Raw genomic sequence first — 18,631 nt, 5'->3', positions numbered from 1 at the left:
GGCCGCCGCGGCGTCCCGCGGGTCAGGCGGCCGCGGGCCCGCCCAGCCGTTCGAGGACGTCGCGGACGGTGTCGCGCAGCAGCCCCGCCTTGTAGGCGGTCTGGCGGAGCGGGGTGCACAGGCCGGTCACGCCGTCGACGGCGCCGGCGACCGCGTGCAGGGTGAGCCGCCGGCCGGTCAGCGCCTCCTCGACCGCGGGCAGGCGCAGCGGGGTCCGTGCCACACCGCCCACCGCGACCGCGACCGCACCGGCGTGGCCGTCCTCGCCCGGAACCACCCGGGCGACGGCCTCCACGAGCGGCCATTCGCCCCGGGAGCGGGCGGTCGCCCTGCGGTAGGCGGCGCGCTCGCCGACGGCGGGCACCGGCAGGCGGACGCCGGTGAGCAGCCGCCCCTGCTCCAGGACGTGGTCGCGGGTGGGGTCGGTGCCGTCGTAGAGGTCGGCGACGGGCATCGGCGGGGCGCCCTCCACCTCCACCACGGCGTCGTAGGCCAGGAGGGCCACCGCCAGCGACGACGGGTGCGGCGCCGCGCACGGACCCTGGTCGATCACCGTGCCGTAGCGGTGGTCGCCCTCGCGGGCCGGGCAGGAGTCGCCGCCGCTCTGGAAGCAGCTGAACGCCGCGTTGCGGAAGTACCAGCACCGGTTGCGCTGGAGCAGGTTGCCGCCGATCGTCCCGGCGGCCCGGATCTGCGGGGTGGCGAGGGCGCCCGCGGTCGCGGTCAGGGCCGGATAGGCGTCGCGCAGGCGCGGGTCGGCGGCGATCGCGGCGACCGTGGTGGTGGCGCCGATCCGGGCCGACCCGTCGTCCGCCCAGTCCACCCCGCTGAGCTCCGCTACCCGGTGCAGGTCGGTGAACGGTCCGGCGGCCGTGCCGGCCGCGAGGCGGGCCATGACGTCGGTCCCGCCCGCCCGGGCCTCGGACCCGGTGTCGCGCAGGGCCGCCACCGCGGCGGGAATGTCGAGTGGAGGTGTCACGCGTTGATCCCTTCGAGGACGCGGTCGGGGCGGATGGGCAGGTGGCGGGGGCGCCACCCGGTGGCGTCGCGCACGGCGTTGCCGATCGCGGCGGCGACGCCGACCGTGGCGACCTCGCCGAGGCCCACGCCGCCGCCGGTGACGTGGTCCCACCCCTCCTGGTTGAAGTGCACCTCGATCTCGGGGGTGTCGCCGATACCGGGGATGCGGTAATCCTCCAGGTTGTCGGTGAGGACGGTGCCGGTGGCGGGGTCGGTGACCCGCTGTTCGAACAGCGCGTAGCCGACGCCCTGCACGACCGCGCCCTCGACCTGGTTGCGGGCCAGGCGGTCGGCGTAGATGCGGCCGGCCGAGACCCCCGCCCAGCAGCGGGTCGCCCGCACGGCCCCCAGGAGGGTGTCGACCTCGACCTCCATGACGTGCACCGCCCCGCTGAACCCGCGGCCGATGGCCGCCCCGTCGCCGATGGAGAACGGGGTGAGGTAGCCGCGGCGGTCGCGGCGGCGCCTCCCGGTCACGCGTACCCCCTCTGCGGCGTCGAGGACGGCGGTCGGCACCGCCCCGTTCGCGGGCGCCGACGGGGTGCGCGACCGCAGCGCCTCGCGCAGCAGCCGCGCGGCCTCGGCCGTGGCCGGAGCCACCGACGTCGTCGTGCGGCTGCCGGTCGAGCTGGGGCCGTGCACGGCGTCGCCGGACCCGGTCTCGACCCGGATCCGGTCGTGGGGGAGCCCCAGCTCGGCGCGGAGTACCTCGCCGATCACCGAGCGCACGCCGGTGCCGATGTCCTGGGTCGAGGTGCGCGCGACGACCGTGCCGTCCTCGACCGACAGTTCGACCCGGGCTCCGGGGTCGAGCAGGTAGAGCCAGTTCGAGGCGGCGACCCCCACGCCGCGGCGGTAGCGGCCGGTGCGGCCGCCGCGCGGCCGGTCGCGCCAGGCGGGCAGGGCCGCCGCCCAGTCGTAGAGGGCCCGGCGCTTGGGGTTGCCGTCCCACCGGCGGCGCAGCGCGACGGGATCCTCGTCGAGCCGGGCCGCCATGTCGTCGACCGCCTGCTCCAGCGCCCATGCCAGGGGCGGGCCGCCGGGGCCGCGGAAGGGGGTGCCCGGCGGGTGGTTGGTGACGACGTCGTAGTCGCGCATCCGCCGGGGGGCGGTGCCGTACATCAGGTTGCCGTGCAGGGCGACCGCGGAGCCGACTGAGACGCCGCCCTCGCCGTAGGCGTCGATGGTCAGGGCGGCGAGGTCGCCGTCGGCGTCGGCGAGCATGGCCAGGCGGGTGCGGGTGCCCGGGCGGTTGCCGGCGTCGGTCAGCTCCTCGGCGCGGTCGTAGACCACCCGCACCGGTGCGCCCGAGAGCCGGGCCAGCTCCACCGCCGCGACGGCCTCGGTGGACAGCAGCCCCTTCGCGCCGAACCCGCCGCCGACGTGCTCGGCGGTGACGTGTATCCGGGAGCGGTCCAGCTTCCAGCGCCGGGCGGCCTCGTCGGCCACGGCGGCCACGGCCTGTGTGGACAGGTGCAGGTGCAGGTCGCCGTCGGCGTCCCAGCGGGCGACGCAGGCGTGCGGCTCCATCGGCGTGTGCACCTGGACCGCGGTGCTGTACTCGCCGAGGACCAGGCGCGGATCCGCGCTCCCGGCCGCCGCGGCGATCCGGCGCACCGCGGTTCCCGGGCGCAGGCTGCCCCCGGCGGGCCCGCGCAGGTTGCCGTTCCAGCGCCCGGGCAGCGAGAGCCCCTCGGAGCTGGAGGGTGCCTCCTTGCGGTCGTCCGCCGTGGCGTACACGGCCGGGGCGCCGTCGGCGCGCGCGGCCTCCGCGTCGAGGACGGAGGCCAGATCGCGGTAGTCGACCGAGACCTGGCCGGCGGCGGTGCGCGCCTTCTCACGCGTAGGGGCGGCCACGGCCAGCACCGGCTGGCCGACGTAGCGGACGGTGCGGTCGGCGGGGAGCAGGTCCACGTGCGGTGCCTCGCCGGCGTCGATGGCGCCGACCACCGCGTGGGCCTTGGGGGAGCGCACCAGCACCGCTTCCCAGCACCCGTCGATCCGCACGTCGGTGGTGTAGCGGGCGCGCCCGGTGATCTTGTCCATGGCCTCGGCCCGCGGCGGGGGAGCGGTCGGCTCGGCGTCGTGCTCGCCCGCGCAGGCCGCGGCGACTGCGCTGTAGATCCCCTCGTAGGCCCCGCACCGGCACAGGTGCCCGGCCATGGCGTCGGCGATCTCGGCGCGGCCGGGCGCGGTGTCGCCGTTGGCGGAGCGCCAGGAGTCGACGAAAGCGGCGGCCTCGACCACGAATCCCGGGGTGCAGTAGCCGCACTGGAGGGCGTCGTGCGCGGCGAAGGCGCGCTGGACGGGGTGGGTGCCGCCCAGCCCTTCGACGGTCGTGACGGCCCGGCCCTCCAGAGCGGAGGAGGGCAGCAGGCAGGAAGCGGTGGGGGCGCCGTCGACGAGGACCGTGCACGCCCCGCAGACGCCCGCTCCGCAGGCGCGTTTGGCGCCGGTGAGCCCCAGTTCGTCGCGGACGAGGTCGATGGCCGGCGCGTCCGGGTCGGCGGCGACCTCGGTCGCGCCGCCGTTGACGGAGAACTCCATCGTGCTACCTCCGATGAGTGTTGACATCGTCAACCTAGCAGCTGCGTTGACGGTGTCAACGGCCCTGTCGTAGTGTCGCGGTATGCCCGCAGCTCATCCCCCTGAAATCGGGTCGCCCGGCCCGACCGCCGGCGACACCCGCGGCCGGCTCATCGCCGCCGCATCCGAGCTGCTCGGCGAAGGCGGGCCCGACGCCGTCACCCTGCGCGGCGTCGGCGACCGGGTCGGGGTGTCGCGGACGGCGCCCTACCGCCATTTCAAGGACAAGAGCGACCTGCTCACCGCCGTCGCGGTGGCCGAGGTCGGCGGGATGAGCGACGACATGGGCGCCGCGCTCGACGGCGGGACCGACGGCCCCGACACGCTGCGCCGCCTCTTCTACGCCTTCATCCGCCGCGGCATCCGGCGGCCCGAGCACTACCGGCTCATCTTCGGCGAGCGCCTCACGGAGACCGAGGACGGCGAGCTCCAGACCGCCGTCGCGGAGCTGATGCGGACGTGCGTCGCCGTGTTCGTCGACGGCCAGCGCGCCGGCTCCGTCCGCCCCGGCGACCCCCACGACCTCGCCCTGCTCACCTGGTCGGCGCTGCACGGACTGATCACCCTCGCGATCTCCGGCCACCTCGCGAAGAAGGGCTACCTCACCGATGACTCCCTCGCCCGGCTGGTCGCCGAACTGGTCGCCGGCCTCGAACCCCGGCGCGCCCCCTGAAGGGCGCCCGGCGGGGAACATGGGTCCGACAGCACCAGGCTCCCGCCGCCGCGGCGGGGCACCATAGCCACTATGGCTGAATCCGCGACGGCCCTCGGGGCCTTCCTCCGCGCCCGCCGGGGCCGTATCGGCCCCATCGAAGCGGGGCTGCACGACAGTGGGCACCGCCGCACGCCCGGCCTGCGCCGCGAGGAGGTGGCCCAGCTCGCCGGCGTGAGCGTCGGCTACTACACGCGGCTGGAACAGGGCCGCAGCAGCCGCCCTTCACCGCGCGTCGTCGCGGCGCTGGCGCGCGCGCTCATGCTCAGCACGGCCGAGCGCGTCCACCTCGCCGGGCTCGCGGGAGTGGCGGTGCCCGGCGACGCCCCCGGCACCGCCGAGGACGTGCCCCCGCTCGTCCACCGGCTCCTGGAGACCGTCCTGCCCGCGCCGGCCTACGTGATCGACACGCGCTTGGACCTCCTGGCCTGGAACCGCTCGGCCGCCGCCCTGTTCACCGACTTCGCGGAACTGCCGGCGCACCGGCGCAACGTGGTCTGGCTGATGCTGCGCGACGAGACCGTGCGCTCCCGGTTCGTCGACCCCGGCGCCTCCGCCCGGCTGATGGTGACCGCCCTGCGCCGGCTCGCGGGCGGCGACGCGGCCGACGCGCGGGCCTCGGCCCTCGTCGGCGAGCTGCGCCGCACCAGCCCCGAGTTCCGCGCCTGGTGGGGCGGGCACGACCGCGTCCGCTGCGACACCGGGTGCCTGGACCTGCGCCACCCCGGGGTCGGCCGGGTACGGCTCGACTTCCAGGCGCTGGCCCTTCCCGACGGCTCCGGCAGGCTGCTCACCGTCTTCACCGCCCGGCCCGAGAGCCCCGACCAGGCGGCGGTGGAGCTGCTGGCGTCGTTGGCGGCCGAGTGAGCCGTGGCGGCGGCGGGCCGGGGGCGGGTCGGCGCGCAGCCGCGTGGCGCCTAGACTCCACGCCATGGACAGCGAAGTGGTGGGAATCGCGGTCGTGGCCGTCGCCATCGTCGCGGGTATCGCCGGCGGCGTGCTCATCCGCGCCGGACGGCGATCGGGCGCGCCCGCGCGGCCCCGGCCGGTGACCGAGGAAACGCTGGTCCGTGCCCGGGTGCTGATCGGGCAGCGCAAGCAGATCCAGGCGATCAAGGGCATCCGTGAGGAGACCGGCATGGGGCTGAAGGAGGCCAAGGAGCTGGCCGACGCCCTCAGAGAAGGCCGCCCGCTCCCCGCGGGCGTCGCGTCGCCGACCGGTTCCGCGGGCACCGGCGGTGCCGGGCGAGGGGGAACCCTGGAGCGCGCCCGGCTGCTGATCCGGCGGGGCAAGCAGATCCAGGCGATCAAGGGCATCCGCGAGGAGACCGGCATGGGGCTGAAGGAGGCCAAGGAGCTGGCCGACGCCCTCAGGGACGGCCGCCCGCTCCCCGCCTCCGCCGGCCGGTTCGCCGCCCCCGCGCATTCCGACCTCGCCGCGCGGGTGCGCGACCTGCGCGCACAGGGCCGCGAAGACGACGCGATCCGGGTGGTCGTGACCGAGACCGGGATGAGCACGGCCGAGGCGGCCGGCTTCCTCGACTCCCTGGGAGACGGCTGACCCCCGCCTGATCGCGCCGCGGACGCCGGCCGCCGCAGGCGCCGACGCGGCGTCCCCCCGCGGGCCGCCCGGCGATCAGCCCCGGTGGACCTGCAGCGCGGCGAAGGACTGCACCACCGGCATCAGCTCGACCGTGTTCACGTTGACCCGGGCCGGCTGCCCGACCGCCCAGTGCACGGCGTCGGCGACGTCCTCCGGGCGCAGCGGGTCGGTGTCGGCGTAGACGGCGTCGGCCTTCTCCCGGTCGCCGTGGAACCGCACCGCCGAGAACTCTGTGCCCCCGGCCAGCCCCGGTTCGACGTTGGTCACGCGCACCCCGGTGCCGTGCAGGTCGGAGCGGAGGTTGAGGCTGAACTGCCGCACGAACGCCTTCGTCGCCCCGTACACGTTGCCGCCCGGGTAGGGGTAGGTGCCGGCGATCGAGCCGATGTTGACCACGTGCCCGCGACCGCGCTCCACCATCCCCGGCAGCAGCGCGCGGGTGCAGTAGACCAGCCCCGTGCAGTTGGTGTCGATCATCCGCTCCCAGTCGCCCAGGTCGGCCTCGTGCGCCGGCGCCAGGCCCGCGGCCAGGCCGGCGTTGTTGACCAGGACGTCGACCTCGGCGAAGTCGCCGGGCAGCGACGCCACCGCCTCCGCCACCGCCGCGCCGTCGCGCACGTCCAGGTGCAGCGGCAGCACATGGGGGCCCAGCTCCCCGGCGAGCGCGGCGAGGAGTTCGTCGCGGCGCCCGGCCGCCACCACGCGGTGGCCGTCCGCGGCGAAGCGCCGCGCGATGGCGGCCCCGAACCCGGTGGTGGCTCCGGTCACGAACACGGTCGTCCCTGGCATGAAGCGGCCTTCCTCGATCGATCGCGGGCCGGCGCCCGCGGCACGGCGCACGGGGGCGGCGCCGAGCGCCTCGCTACACCGGGCGGGGCGTGCCCGCAACCCCCTCAACGGCACCGACCCTACCCCCGGCCCGCCCTCTTACCACGCAGCGGGGCGCCGCCCCGGACCGGGGAGCGTCCGGGGTCCGGGGCAGCAGGGCGACGGGGCCGTCGTCCGGGTTACGGGTCACTCGCCGCCGATGCGCGCCTTCCAGGGGCCGCCCGCGATCAGCCACTGCGGCACGATCTTCACGGGGAAGGGGAAGTCGGTCTCGAAGACCTCTTCGCCGTACACCTGGGTGATCTCGCGGTACGCGCCGTTTTCAAGCCGTAGTTCGATGAGAGCGGTCTTGTCCAGAGAGGGCGTGATGATCCAGTACGACTCGACGCCGAAGTCGGCGTACTCGTGTCTCTTCGTGTGGTTGTCGCGCAAGACGCTCTCGGGCGAGACGACCTCCACCGCTAGCAACGGCGGGACGGTGATGTAGTCGCTCGGAAGTGTGTTGCGGCCCATGACCACGGCGTCGGGTCGTCGAAAGTGCGTCCTCTGTGGATCGAGCACGATCACCGGGCGCACGAGAGGCTCCTGATCGGGCGTGACGACGGTCTCCAGGTGACACGCCAGCCGGGCGACGACCTTGCTATGGGCGATGTCCGGTGTCGGGTAGATGTCGAGGCGGCCGTTGACGAGTTCGCAGTGGCACTCCATGTCCTCGACCTCATCCACGGTGAGCGGCTGCTCCCGTGTGGCCCTCGTCATGTCGGCACTCATCGACGTCCTCCTGTGTCCACGTGGTCCAGGCCAGTATCCGCACGCCCGTTCGACCAGGTGGGAGAATGAGGGAAACCCGGCGCCCGGGGGCATTGAGACGTTGAGAGAGGCGCCGGAACCACCCTTTCGGTCGCGCTTCTACCGTCCGATATCCACGATGTCCTCCGGCCGGACCGGGGCGCGGGTGAGGGCCCGGCCGGTGGCCGCGCGGACGGCCGCCACGATCGCCGGGGTCGACGACAGGGTGGGCGGCTCGCCGGCTCCGCGCAGGCCGTAGGGGGCGTTGGGATCGGGGTACTCCAGGACCTCCACCCGCATCGGCGGGGTGTCGAGGATGGTCGGGATCAGGTAGTCGGTGAAGGAGGGGTTGCGGATCACGCCGTCGGCCACCTGGATCTCCTCCATCAGCGCCAGCCCCAGCCCCTGCGCCGACCCGCCGTGGATCTGGCCGGCGAGCTGTTGGGGGTGCAGGGCCTTGCCGACGTCCTGCACGGCGTCCAGGGCGACCACCTTCACCAGGCCCAGTTCGACGTCGACGTCCACGACCGCGCGGTGCACGCACATCCCGAACTGGGCGTGCGAGGCACCCTGGCCCAGGGCGGGGTCGAGCGCCTCCGTGGGGCGGTGGCGGAACTCGCGGGTCGCCTCGATCACCGTGTCGCCCAGCAGGCCGGCCAGTGAGACCAGCACGCCGTCGCGCCGCGAGACCACCTTGCCCCCGCTCAGCGACAGGTCCGCATCGCCCAGGTCCGCGCCCGCCGCGCCGCGTTCGCGCGCCAGGGCGAAGACGCGTTCGCGCACGGCCTCGCAGGCGGCCTTCACCGCGCCGCCCGTCATGTGGGACTGGCGCGACGCCGAGGACGATCCCGCCGAGCCCACCCGGGTGTCGGACGGGTGGATCGTCACCCGCTCCACGCCCAGTTCCGTGCGGGCGATCTGGCCTTTGACGGTCACCAGCCCCTGGCCGACCTCGGCGGCGGCCGTGTGCACGAGCACCGCCGGCTCGCCGCCGATGACCTCCAGGCGCACCCGCGCCGTGGAGTAGTCGTCGAAGCCCTCGGAGAAGCACAGGTTCTTCAACCCCACCCCGTAGCCCACGCCGCGCACCACGCCCTCGCCCCGGCTGGTGCCGGCCAGCCCTCCGGGAAGGGTGCGCAGGTCCGCGGGGTCGGGCAGGTCCTCGCGGGCGGGCGGCATCGGCAGGTCGCGGGCCCGCCGCAGCATGTGGGCCATGGGCATCGGCGCGTCGATCACCTGCCCGGTGATGGTCCGCGACCCCTGCGCCACCGCGTTGCGGACCCGCAGCTCCACCGGGTGCAGCCCCAGCTCGGCGGCGAGCCGGTCCATCTGCGACTCGTAGCCGAAGCACGCCTGCACCGCCCCGAACCCGCGCATCGCCCCGCACGGCGGGTTGGTGGTGTAGACGCCGTAGGCGTCCACCGAGGCGTGCGGGATCTCATAGGGGCCCAGCCCGAGCGAGGACGCGACGCCCACCACGGCTGCGGTGGTCGAGGCGTAGGCCCCGCCGTCCAGGATGATCTCCGCGGTGGCGTAGAGCAGCGTGCCGTCCTTCATGGCGCCGTGCTCGAAGCGCATCTTCGCCGGGTGCCGGTGCACGTGGCCGAAGAACGACTCCTCGCGGTTGTACACGAACTTCACCGGCCGGCCCGTGCGCAGCGCCAGCATGCAGGCGTGGATCTGCATGGACAGGTCCTCGCGGGCGCCGAACGCGCCCCCCACGCCGGCCAGCGTCAGCCGCACCTTGTCCTGGGGCAGGCCCAGGCACGGCGCGATCTGGCCCTGGTCCACGTGCAGCCACTGCGTGGCGATGTGCAGGTCGACGCCGCCGTCCTCGGCGGGTACCGCCAGCCCCGACTCCGGGCCCAGGAAGGCCTGGTCCTGCATGCCGACCTCGTAGTCCCCGGTGACCACCGCGTCGGCCCGCGCCCGGAGATCGGCCACCGCCGCGCCCGCGGCGAAGTCCCCTGTACGGACGGGCTGGTGGCGGACGACGTTGCCGCGCGGCCCCGGCCCTTCATCCCGCGCCGGGTCGTGCACCAGGGGGCACGCCGGGTCGAGGGCGGCCCGCCGCGGGTCGGACACCGGGGCCAGCACCTCGTAGTCCACGCGGATCCGGTCCAGCGCGCGCCGCGCGGTCTCGGGGTGGTCGGCGGCCACGACCGCCACCGGCTCGCCCTTGTAGCGGACCTTGCCATAGGCCAGCACGGGCTGGTCGCGGTGCTCCAGCCCGTAGCGCTTCTCCCCGGGCACGTCCTCATGGGTGAGGACCGCGTACACGCCCGGCAGTTTCAGCGCCGCCGCGGTGTCGATGCCGCGGATGCGCGCGTGCGGGTGCGGGCTGCGCAGCGTCATCCCCCACAGCACGTCCTCCATCCACATGTCCGAGGAGTACGCGAACTCGCCGGTGACCTTGAGCGTTCCGTCGGGGCGGCGGGGGCTGGCGCCCACGCCGTCGCGGGTGGTGCTGGACAGCGCGGAGGGGGCGGTGCGGGCGGTGGTGGTACCGGGCATCAGCGGTTCGCCTCCTGGAGGAGTCGGGCGCGGGCGGCGCGGCCCGCGCGGGCCGCCTCGTCGGCGGGGACGGTGCGCAGCTCGCCGTTCTCGACGACGGGCGCGCCGCCGACGAGCAGCAGGTCCAGCGGGGGCGGGGGGCCGAAGGCGAGCGCGACCACCGGGTCGGCGATCACGTCGCGGCCGTAGCCGTCGACCCGCCAGAGGGCGATGTCGGCGAGTTTGCCGGGCTCCAGCGAGCCGATCTCGGCGGCGCGCCCCAGGCAGCCGGCGCCGCCCAGGGTGGCCATGTGCAGCGCCTGCCGGGCGCTCATGGCCTGGGGGCCCGAGCGGGCGCGCGCCATCAGCACGGCCTGGCGGATCTCCCCGGCCAGGCCGGTCAGCTCGCTGGAGGCCGGGCCGTCCACGCCCAGCCCGACGGTCGCCCCCGCCGCCAGCAGCTCGGTGGTGGGGCAGATGCCCGCGCCCAGGCGGGCGTTGGAGGAGGGGCAGTGGGCGACGCCGGTCCCGGTGGCGGCGATGCGGGCGACGGCGGCGTCCGACAGGTGCACGGCGTGCGCGAACCACACGTCGGGGCCCAGCCAGCCGAGCTCCTCGGCGTACTCCACTGGTGTGCGGCCGAATTCCGCCCGGCACCGCTCCTCCTCGTCCAGGGTCTCGGCGAGGTGGGTGTGCAGGCGCACGCCCGCGGAGCGGGCGAGCTCGGCGGCGCCGGTCATCAGCTCGCGGGTGACCGAGAACGGGGAGCAGGGGGCCACCGCGACGCGGGTCATGGACTCGGGCGCGGGGTCGTGGTGGGCGTCGATCGCCGCCTGGGTGGCGGCGAGGGCGTCCCCGGTGGCCTCCACGACGCTGTCGGGCGGCAGCCCGCCGGCGGAGCGGCCGCGGTCCATCGATCCGCGGGCCAGGTCCAGCCGGATACCGACCCGGTGGGCGGCCTCGACCTCGGCGGCGGTGATGTCGCCGCGCCCCGAGGGGAAGATGTAGTGGTGGTCGGAGGCGGTGGTACAGCCCGACAGGGCGAGCCAGCCCAGTCCCGCGAGTGCGGTGCCGGCGACGACCTCGGCGTCGAGCCGGTGCCAGATGTCGTAGGACCCCACCAGCCACTCGAACAGGGTGCCGTCGGTGAACAGCCCCTGCGTGGCCCACTGGTAGAGGTGGTTGTGGGTGTTGACCAGGCCCGGTGTCGCCAGCCGGCCGCGCCCGTCCACCCGCCGGGCGCCGGCGGTGGGCGGCGCCGCTCCCGGCCCGACGGCGGTGATGCGGCCGCCGGCGGCCACGATGTGCCCGTCCGGGTACTCCTCCCCGGCGACGGTGACGACGTGTGCTCCCTCGATGACGACGGCGTTCACCGGGCGGCTCCTCGTCCGGAGGTCCCCGGGGCCGGCCGGGGGAGGGGCGGGGGTCACGGCGCGGCCGCCGGACGGCCGGGGGGTGTGGGCGCGTCGGGAGCGGCGGTGCGGGCGGCGGCCAGGCGGACCGCGTCGATGATCTTCTCGTAGCCGGTGCAGCGGCACAGGTTCCCGGCCAGGGCCTCGCGGATCTCCGCCTCCGCGGGCACGGTCCCGCCGGCGTCGGCCGTGCGGGAGATCAGGTCGTGGGCCTGCACCAGCAGGCCGGGGGTGCAGAAGCCGCACTGCACGGCTCCGGCCTCGACGAACACCTCTTGGACCGCGCTGAGCCGCCGGTGTCCGCCGGCCCCGCCGCTGTCCGCGAGCCCTTCGACGGTGCGGACCGACCGGCCCTCGCACTGGCCGGCGGCGACCATGCACGCGCACGCGGTCACACCGTCGAGGTAGACCGTGCACGACCCGCACTCGCCCTGCTCGCAGGCGTTCTTGCTGCCGGGCAGCCCCAGCCGCTCGCGCAGCACGTACAGCAGGCTCTCTCCGGCCCACACGTCGTCGGCGGTGACCTGTTCGCCGTTGACCTCGAATGTCACGCGCATCATGTCGTCTGCTCCCGGTAGTCGGCGGCGCTCCAGGCGAGTGCGCGGCGGGCCATGACCGCCAGCGCGCGCCGGCGGTAGGCGGCGCTGCCCCGCACATCGTCGATGGGGCGGGCGGCCGATGCGACGAGTTCGCCGAACTCGCGGACGTCGTCCTCTGCGGGCGGTGCGCCGCCGTCCCAGTCGAAGCGCTCGGCCAGGAAGCGCTCCGCCTCCGGGGCCCGCAGCGGGGTCGGTCCCGCCGACCCGATCCCCGTGCCGGCCGTGCGCGCCGCGGCGTCCAGCGCCAGGGAGAAGGAGGCGACCGCGATGACCATCGCGTTGCGGGGGCCGATCTTGCTGAACTGCTGCGGGCCGGCGGGCTCCGGCAGCAGCACGGCGGCGATCAGCTCGTCGTCGCGGCGGGCCGTGCGCCGCGGGCCGAGGTAGAACTCGCGGGCCGGGACGCGCCGCACGCCGCGGACCGACGCGAGCTCGACGACGGCGCCGGTGGCCAGCAGCGGCGGGTGGGCGTCGCCGGCGGGGGAGGCCCCGCCGAGGTTGCCGCCCACCGAGCCCCGGTTGCGGATCTGCGGGGAGGCGACCGAGCGCGCCGCCCGGGCCAGGGCGGGGCAGCGTCCGCTCAGCTCGGTGACGATGGTGGTGTAGCTGACTCCCGCGCCCAGGCGCAGGAAGCCGCCGTCGGGCCCCCACTGCGCCAGTTCGGGGATGCGGGAGAGGTCGAGGAGCGCGGGCGGGCGGCGCCGGTCGAAGTTCAGCTCCACCATGACGTCCGTACCGCCCATGATCGGCACCGCGTCGGGCGCCGTACTCTTGGCGGCGAGAGCGTCGTCCCAGGTCGATGGCCTCAAGAAGTCCATGCGTCCCCTTGTTCGTCGCGGTGTCCCCGACGCGTCGACCGGGTACGGGCGGACCGGCGATCCGCCCCCACGTGCAGTAGACCACCGGGCCCGGCGCCGGGCCAGACGCCGATGGCCTGAAGCGGCCACCCCGCCGACCCGGGCTTTTCGTTCATTCCTACAAGTCGGTGGCGTGGGCTAACGTTTCCGCCACGCGGAGGGGGGCGCGCAGCCGTCGGCCGCGGACCCCGTGAAGCGAGAGGACGTCCATGCAGATCAGTGAGCTGGTCGCCATTCCGCGGCTGCGCCTGCGCCTCCTCGGCGGCACCGGTCGCGCGCATCGGACCATCCGCCGCGCCTACACCACCGACCTGCTGCGCCCCGGGCGCTATCTGAGCGGCGGCGAACTCGTCCTGACCGGAATGATGTGGCGCACGGGGCCCGAGGACTCCGAGACCTTCGTCGGCGCGCTGGCCGAAGCGGGCGCGGCCTGCCTGGCGGCCGGCGCGGCGCTGGGCGAGGTGCCCGCCGATCTCGTCGACGCGTGCGAGAGGCACGGCCTGCCGTTGCTGGAGGTCCCCGCCGAGACCTCGTTCGGCGCGGTCACCGAGGAGGTGCTGCGCCTGCTCGACCGGCGGCGGTTCGCCGCCATCGCCGAGGACCGGCACCGCCAGCGGCGGCTGATGGCCCAGATCGCCGCGGGGGCCGATTTCCCCGCGGTGTTCGCCACGGCCGCCGCGGCGGCGGGGATCCGCGCCTGCGTGCTCTCCAGCACCGGGCGGACCGTCGCCGCCGGCGGCCTCGAACCCGCGGCGGCCGACCGCGAGCTGGTCGCCTCCCATGCCCTGGCCGCCGCCCCGCTCACGCGCTGCACCGCGCAGATCGGCGTGCGCGACGCCGCGCCGCGCACGGTCACCGCCCTCCAGGTGCGCACGCGGGCCTTCCACCCCCTGGCGGGGTGGTCGCTGGTGTGCGACGGCGACCACACGGCCTGGTCGGAGGAGACCCACGAGGCGGTCGCGGAGCTGCTCTCCCTCACGGTCCTGGCGCGCAGCCGCGACGAGGAGCTGGCGTTGAGCGATGCGCGGCATACCGAAGGTCTACCGCGCCTGCTCGCCGAGCGGCGTTACGACGAGGTGATCTCCCTGTTGCGCCCCGGCGGGGCCGGCACCGCCGACGGGGGCGGCGGCCCGGACGCCTCCGGCCTGGTCGTGGTGAGCGCCGCCCTGCTGCCCCAGCCGCACCCGCCCGATCTCGCCCGGCGGGTCACCGCCGAACTGGTGGGGGCGGTGCCCGGCGCCGTGGTCACCGGCGGGGCCGCCGCCGTCGCGGTCGTGGCGGACCCCGGCGACGGTTCCCTCGAACCGGAGGGCCGGCTGCACGGCGACCTCGCCCGGGGGGCGCGGGTCCTGGGGGCCGGCCTGGGCGGCCACCGACTGGTGGTCGGCGTCAGCTCCACCGTCCGCGACGTCGCGGGCCTGCGGGGCGCGGCCGTGGAGGCCGACCACGCCCGGCGCCTCGCCGAGCTGCGCGGCGGGCGGACGGGCATCGTGACCGGCGCCGAGATCGACACCCACGACCTGCTCCTGGCCTCGGTGCCCGAGGATGTCCGCTCCGCCTACCGCGACCGGCTCCTGGGCCCGCTGCTCGACTACGACCGCGACCACCGCTCCGACCTGGTCGAGACCCTGGAGCGCTTCCTCCGGCACTCCGGGTCGTGGCAGCGCTGCGCCCAGGCCATGCACGTGCACGTCAATACCCTGCGCTACCGCATCGGGCGGGTCGAGGAGCTGACCGGCCGCGACCTCAGCCGGCTCGACCACCGGGTGGACCTCCTCCTCGCCCTCAAACTGCGCGCGTGAGGCCCCTCCCGCGGTAGGCCGCGGCGGGGCATGCCGCGGGCGGCCGCTAATCTCGCCGCATGCCATACGAGATCCCACCCGTCGGCTGCGAGGTGCGCGGTGCCGACCTGTCAGGGCGCGACCTGCGCGATGCGCTGGCCGCCCCCGCTCTTCTGCGGCCGCGGGCGTTCACCGACTGCGACTTCCACGGCGCCGACCTGCGTGGCGCCTCGCTCGCCGAGGCCGTGTTCACCGGCTGCAATCTCGACAGCGTGCGCTTCGACGGCGCCGATCTCGACGGTTCGCAGTGGGAGGGCGGGGGAGCTCCCGGCGCGTCCTTCACCGGAGCCGAGTGCTCCGACGCGTCCTTCACCCGGGTCGACCTCGCCAACACCACGTGGCACCGGACGCTGCTCACCGGGACCGCCTTCACCGGCTGCCGGATGACCGGCGCGAGCCTGTCGGGGTGCCGCGGGATCGGCTACACGCTGGCGCAGTGCAACCTCATGCTCGCCCGCCTCAAGGGCGTGCGGCTGCGCGGCCAGGAGCTGCGCGGCCTGCGGCTCGACGACGCCGACCTCTCCCGCGCCGATCTGCGCGACACCGTGTGGTCCGACAGCCGGCTGCGCGGGGCGGTCCTGCGCGGCGCCGACTTCGGCGGGGCCGATCTGCGCGGGGCCGACATCGGGACGCTGGACCTGGCCGACGCGCCGGTGCTGCGCGGCGCCAGCATCTCGCCCGACCAGGCGGGGGAGCTGCTGGCGAACCTGGGCATCTCGGTCGTCCGCTGATCCGGGGGCGGGCGTCGGGCCCGCCCGCGCCCGGACCGTTCGGGCGTCAGACGGCGGCGAGGGACCCGCGCCGCACAGCGGCCACGATGAACACCGCGGCCGCCGCCAGCGCCGTGACCACCATGACCAGGGTCATGCTGCCCAGCGTGGCGTGGTCCGTGCCGGTCAGGCCGGCGGTGGCGGCCAGCACGCCGCCGAGGGCGAACTGCAACGTGCCCAGGAGCGCCGACGCGCTGCCGGCCTCCGACGCCGGACGGCTGGTGATCGCCAGCGTCGTGGCATTGGGCGAGATCAGCCCGGTGCAGAACATCATCACGAACAGCACCGCCGTCACGGTCACGAGCGTCGCGCCGCCCGACAGGTGCAGGACCGCGAGGGCGAACACCGACACCGTGGCGCCGGCCAGCCCGGTGACGAGCCGGTGCGGCGTGTCCATCCGGCCGATCAGGGCCGCGTTGAGCTGGTTGCCCAGGATCATGCCGAGCGTGTTGACGCCGAAGACGATGCTGAACTGCTGCGCCGTCGCCCCGAGCTCCGCCTGCGAGACGAAGGAGAACGCGGAGATGTAGGTGAACGTCATCGCGAAGCTGAGCGCCATCGTCAGCGTCGGGACGATGAACCGCGGATCGCGCAGCAGGACGCCGAACAGCCGCATTGTGGCGGCCCAGTCCTGCCGGGCGCGCCGCTCAGCGGGCAGGCTCTCGGGCAGGCCGACGAACACCAGCGCCACCCCGCCGAGACCGGCCACACCGAGCAGGCCGAACAGCAGTTCCCACGGGCCGATCAGCATGAGCTGGCCGCCCAGGACCGGCCCCAGCATCGGGGCCAGCCCCACCAGCAGCGCCAGGCGCGAGTACAGGCGCACGGCGGAGTCGCCGTCGAAGGTGTCGCGCACCACGGCCCGCGAGATCACGGCGGCGGTCGCGGCGGCCAGGCCCTGGAGGAAGCGCAGGGCCGTGAACTGCTCGGCGGTGGTGACCGCCATGCACAGGAAGGACGTCGCCGCGAAGACCGCGATGCCGATGAGCAGCGGCACGCGCCGTCCCCAGCGGTCGCTGAGGGGCCCGATCACCAGCTGGCCCACAGCCAGGCCCACCATCGTGGCCGTCAGGGTGAGCTGGATCTGCGGCTCGGTCGCACCGAGGTCGGCGGCGATCTGCGGGAACGCCGGCAGATAGAGGTCGGTCGCCAGCGAGGTCGTCGCCGAGAGCATGCCGAGGACGAACACCAGAAGGGCCATCGCCGGACGCGGCCGCCGGCCCGCGGCCGGGGCCGCGGGGGCGGGCGCGGCGGCCGGAGGGCATACGCGCACAGCGGTGGGGGTCACGGGCACTCCTTGGGACATGGGGGAGCGGAACCGGGGAATCGCGTCGATCACGGGAAACCGTGAGAGCACGGACCGGCACAGCGGCCGCCGAGCGGCGGAGGCACCGGAGCGGCCCCTTGAACGGGGCACTGGGGCGACAACACGCACTCCTCGTGGCGACATCCCGATATCCCTTCTCATCCGTGGTGATGTGAACCACCGCCCGACCGCCCGACCGCAGGCCGTGCGGCGGCGCGGAGGCCGCGTGACCCCGCACACGCCGCCCCGGCGCGGCGCCATCGCCGACCGGGGCGCCCGCGTGTGCCCGCGGGCCGGTCACCTCCCCATGGCGGCCCGATGCGCGCAGGCGGTGCCTCCGCGCGGCAGGCGCGCCTCCGCTCCGGCGCGCCCGGCATGGGCGCGCCGAGGGGAGGGGCGGTGTGTCGTGGAAGGGGGGAGGAAAGCGGAGGGGCGCGGGTCAGCCGGCGGGGGGCGGCGTCGCCGCGAGGTGGTCGCGGAACCAGGTCATGGCGGCACCGGTGACCTGCTCCAAGGCGCCCGGTTCCTCGAACAGGTGGGTCGCGTCGGGTACCAGGTGCACATGCCCGGGGACGTGCAGCCGTTCGACGGCCTCGAAGCTGATCCGCACGATCGGCGGGTCGGCGCTGCCGGCGAGCATGAGGACGGGGGCGTCCACCTCCGGAAGGCGGTCGGCCGCCAGGTCGACCCGCCCGCCCCGGCAGACCACGGCGCCGACCTCGCGGGGCCGGTCGGCCGCGGTGCCGATGGCCGCGGCGGCGCCGGTGCTGGAGCCGAACAGGCCGATCGGGCTCCCGGCGGTGTCGGCGTCGCCGCCGAGCCAGTCGACGGTGGCCGTCAGCCTGCGGGTGAGCAGCGGGATGTCGAAGCGCGGCCCCGCTCCGGGCGTCAGGTCGCCGCCCTCCTCCTCGGTGAGCAGGTCGATGAGGAGGGTGCCGAAGCCCGTGGTGTTGAGCGCGTCGGCGACGGCCCTGTTGCGCGGGCTGTGCCGGGAGCTGCCGCTGCCGTGGGCGAAGAGCACGACGCCGCTCGCCTCGGGACCGATGGCGAGGTCGCCGGGCAGGGCGGCGTCGCCCGTGTCCACGGTCACGGATCGCACATCCATTGGTTCGTCCTCCTCATGTCCCGGTATCGCGCCACTACCGGTCCGCGTCGCCGCCAAACCTCCATGAAAGCCGCGTTGGTTTATTCAGGGGGTGATATCGGTAGCGGTCCGGACGGATCGCCCGATGTGGTGGGGCGTGGCGTGCCGCGCGCGACGATCGTGCGGATCATCACGTGCCGCTCCGGGCGTGTCGTGAACGCGTGACCGAAGGGGGAGGGCCATGCCGGGACGGAAGAACCTGCCGGACACGGTGCGACGCTCGTCGCGCAGGGCTCAGGACACCTGGTCCTGTGCGCACGACTCCGCCGTCGACACCTACGGCGAGGGCGAGCGCGCGGACCGGGTCGCCTACGCGGCGCTCAAGCGGACCTTCGAGGAATCGGGGGGCCGCTGGAAGGTGAAGGAGGCGCGCGGCGGCTCCGGCGCCCGCGCGGCCGGCCCGCGCGCCCCGCGCGGGAGCGGGGTCCGCGGGACCGCGGGCGGCGCGGACGCCGGCGTCGGCAAGGAGTACCTGTACGCGCGCGCCCGCGAGCTGGACGTTCCCGGGCGGTCGACGATGACGAAGGCGGAGCTGGTCGAGGCGCTGGAGAAGGCGGGCCGGCCGCGCAAGCGCCGGCCCCGCGCGTCCTGACCGGTCGGTGCGCGCATCGCAGGGGAGGGCGGCCCGTGGGACGCCCTCCCCTGGTGCGCGGTGGTCCGCCGGGCGGCCC

Annotated in this window: 16 protein-coding genes; 6 read left to right on the top strand and 10 right to left on the bottom strand. The window is 75.4% G+C overall.

Features of this window, described 5'->3' with window-relative positions; all coding sequences use genetic code 11:
• Window positions 1-22 precede the first annotated feature (22 nt).
• Together ACFO4E_RS20440 and ACFO4E_RS20435 are read right to left on the bottom strand one after the other, a co-directional pair.
• Window positions 23-979, bottom strand: coding sequence for an FAD binding domain-containing protein (locus tag ACFO4E_RS20440; protein WP_378577157.1), 957 nt, complete (start codon window positions 977-979; stop codon window positions 23-25).
• Window positions 976-3,567 carry a molybdopterin-dependent oxidoreductase gene (locus ACFO4E_RS20435; RefSeq protein ID WP_378577264.1) on the bottom strand — a complete coding sequence of 864 codons (2,592 nt, stop codon included), beginning with the start codon at window positions 3,565-3,567 and terminating at the stop codon, window positions 976-978. Before ACFO4E_RS20435 ends, ACFO4E_RS20440 begins: the two co-directional genes overlap by 4 nt.
• An 82-nt stretch (window positions 3,568-3,649) precedes the next feature.
• Between ACFO4E_RS20435 and ACFO4E_RS20430 the strand changes: the two genes are divergently transcribed.
• The 3 genes from ACFO4E_RS20430 (at window position 3,650) to ACFO4E_RS20420 (ending at window position 5,879) form a co-directional block, all read left to right on the top strand.
• The gene (locus ACFO4E_RS20430) at window positions 3,650-4,279 is read left to right on the top strand and encodes a TetR/AcrR family transcriptional regulator (protein WP_378577155.1); all 630 of its coding nucleotides are present in this window, start codon (window positions 3,650-3,652) and stop codon (window positions 4,277-4,279) included.
• A 72-nt stretch (window positions 4,280-4,351) separates the two neighbouring features.
• Entirely contained in the window at window positions 4,352-5,185 is an 834-nt protein-coding gene (locus tag ACFO4E_RS20425; protein ID WP_378577153.1) for a helix-turn-helix transcriptional regulator, read from the top strand.
• 64 nt (window positions 5,186-5,249) lie between these two features.
• Window positions 5,250-5,879 carry a hypothetical protein gene (locus ACFO4E_RS20420; protein WP_378577151.1) on the top strand — a complete coding sequence of 210 codons (630 nt, stop codon included), beginning with the start codon at window positions 5,250-5,252 and terminating at the stop codon, window positions 5,877-5,879.
• 75 nt (window positions 5,880-5,954) lie between these two features.
• Here ACFO4E_RS20420 and ACFO4E_RS20415 read toward each other — a convergent pair whose 3' ends face one another.
• From ACFO4E_RS20415 to ACFO4E_RS20390, 6 genes are all read right to left on the bottom strand, one after another.
• On the bottom strand, window positions 5,955-6,710 hold the full coding sequence (locus ACFO4E_RS20415) for an SDR family NAD(P)-dependent oxidoreductase (RefSeq protein ID WP_378577149.1): 756 nt from the start codon (window positions 6,708-6,710) through the stop codon (window positions 5,955-5,957).
• 225 nt (window positions 6,711-6,935) lie between these two features.
• Window positions 6,936-7,508, bottom strand: coding sequence for a Uma2 family endonuclease (locus ACFO4E_RS20410; RefSeq protein ID WP_378577147.1), 573 nt, complete (start codon window positions 7,506-7,508; stop codon window positions 6,936-6,938).
• A gap of 150 nt (window positions 7,509-7,658) precedes the next feature.
• Entirely contained in the window at window positions 7,659-10,052 is a 2,394-nt protein-coding gene (gene pucD / locus ACFO4E_RS20405) for a xanthine dehydrogenase subunit D (protein ID WP_378577145.1), read from the bottom strand.
• On the bottom strand, window positions 10,052-11,404 hold the full coding sequence (locus ACFO4E_RS20400; protein ID WP_378577143.1) for an 8-oxoguanine deaminase: 1,353 nt from the start codon (window positions 11,402-11,404) through the stop codon (window positions 10,052-10,054). The genes pucD and ACFO4E_RS20400 overlap by 1 nt, the downstream gene beginning before the upstream one ends.
• Before the next feature lie 53 nt (window positions 11,405-11,457).
• Window positions 11,458-12,000, bottom strand: a complete 543-nt coding sequence (locus ACFO4E_RS20395) for a (2Fe-2S)-binding protein (protein ID WP_378577262.1) — start codon at window positions 11,998-12,000, stop codon at window positions 11,458-11,460.
• Window positions 12,000-12,860: an FAD binding domain-containing protein gene (locus ACFO4E_RS20390; protein ID WP_378577141.1), complete on the bottom strand. Its 861-nt coding sequence runs from the start codon at window positions 12,858-12,860 to the stop codon at window positions 12,000-12,002. Before ACFO4E_RS20390 ends, ACFO4E_RS20395 begins: the two co-directional genes overlap by 1 nt.
• A gap of 248 nt (window positions 12,861-13,108) precedes the next feature.
• Here ACFO4E_RS20390 and ACFO4E_RS20385 point away from each other — a divergent pair, with 248 nt between their 5' ends.
• Together ACFO4E_RS20385 and ACFO4E_RS20380 are read left to right on the top strand one after the other, a co-directional pair.
• The gene (locus ACFO4E_RS20385; protein ID WP_378577139.1) at window positions 13,109-14,701 is read left to right on the top strand and encodes a PucR family transcriptional regulator; all 1,593 of its coding nucleotides are present in this window, start codon (window positions 13,109-13,111) and stop codon (window positions 14,699-14,701) included.
• A gap of 59 nt (window positions 14,702-14,760) precedes the next feature.
• Window positions 14,761-15,471 (top strand): pentapeptide repeat-containing protein, encoded by a 711-nt coding sequence (locus ACFO4E_RS20380; RefSeq protein WP_378577137.1) that lies wholly within the window; start codon window positions 14,761-14,763, stop codon window positions 15,469-15,471.
• Window positions 15,472-15,517: 46 nt separating this feature from the next.
• On the opposite strand, the gene ACFO4E_RS20375 is transcribed toward ACFO4E_RS20380, so the two are convergent.
• The gene (locus ACFO4E_RS20375) at window positions 15,518-16,816 is read right to left on the bottom strand and encodes a multidrug effflux MFS transporter (protein WP_378577260.1); all 1,299 of its coding nucleotides are present in this window, start codon (window positions 16,814-16,816) and stop codon (window positions 15,518-15,520) included.
• A gap of 439 nt (window positions 16,817-17,255) precedes the next feature.
• Window positions 17,256-17,906, bottom strand: a complete 651-nt coding sequence (locus ACFO4E_RS20370) for a dienelactone hydrolase family protein (protein ID WP_378577135.1) — start codon at window positions 17,904-17,906, stop codon at window positions 17,256-17,258.
• Between the two features lie 235 nt (window positions 17,907-18,141).
• Here ACFO4E_RS20370 and ACFO4E_RS20365 point away from each other — a divergent pair, with 235 nt between their 5' ends.
• Complete coding sequence (locus tag ACFO4E_RS20365) at window positions 18,142-18,552, top strand: ChaB family protein (RefSeq protein ID WP_378577133.1); 411 nt, start codon at window positions 18,142-18,144, stop codon at window positions 18,550-18,552.
• Window positions 18,553-18,631 lie beyond the last annotated feature (79 nt).

This window comes from Nocardiopsis mangrovi (assembly GCF_042653925.1).
Lineage (GTDB): Bacteria > Actinomycetota > Actinomycetes > Streptosporangiales > Streptosporangiaceae > Nocardiopsis_B > Nocardiopsis_B mangrovi.
The sequence above is the reverse complement of the archived record's forward strand: the minus strand, read 5'-3'. Positions and strand labels throughout refer to the sequence as shown.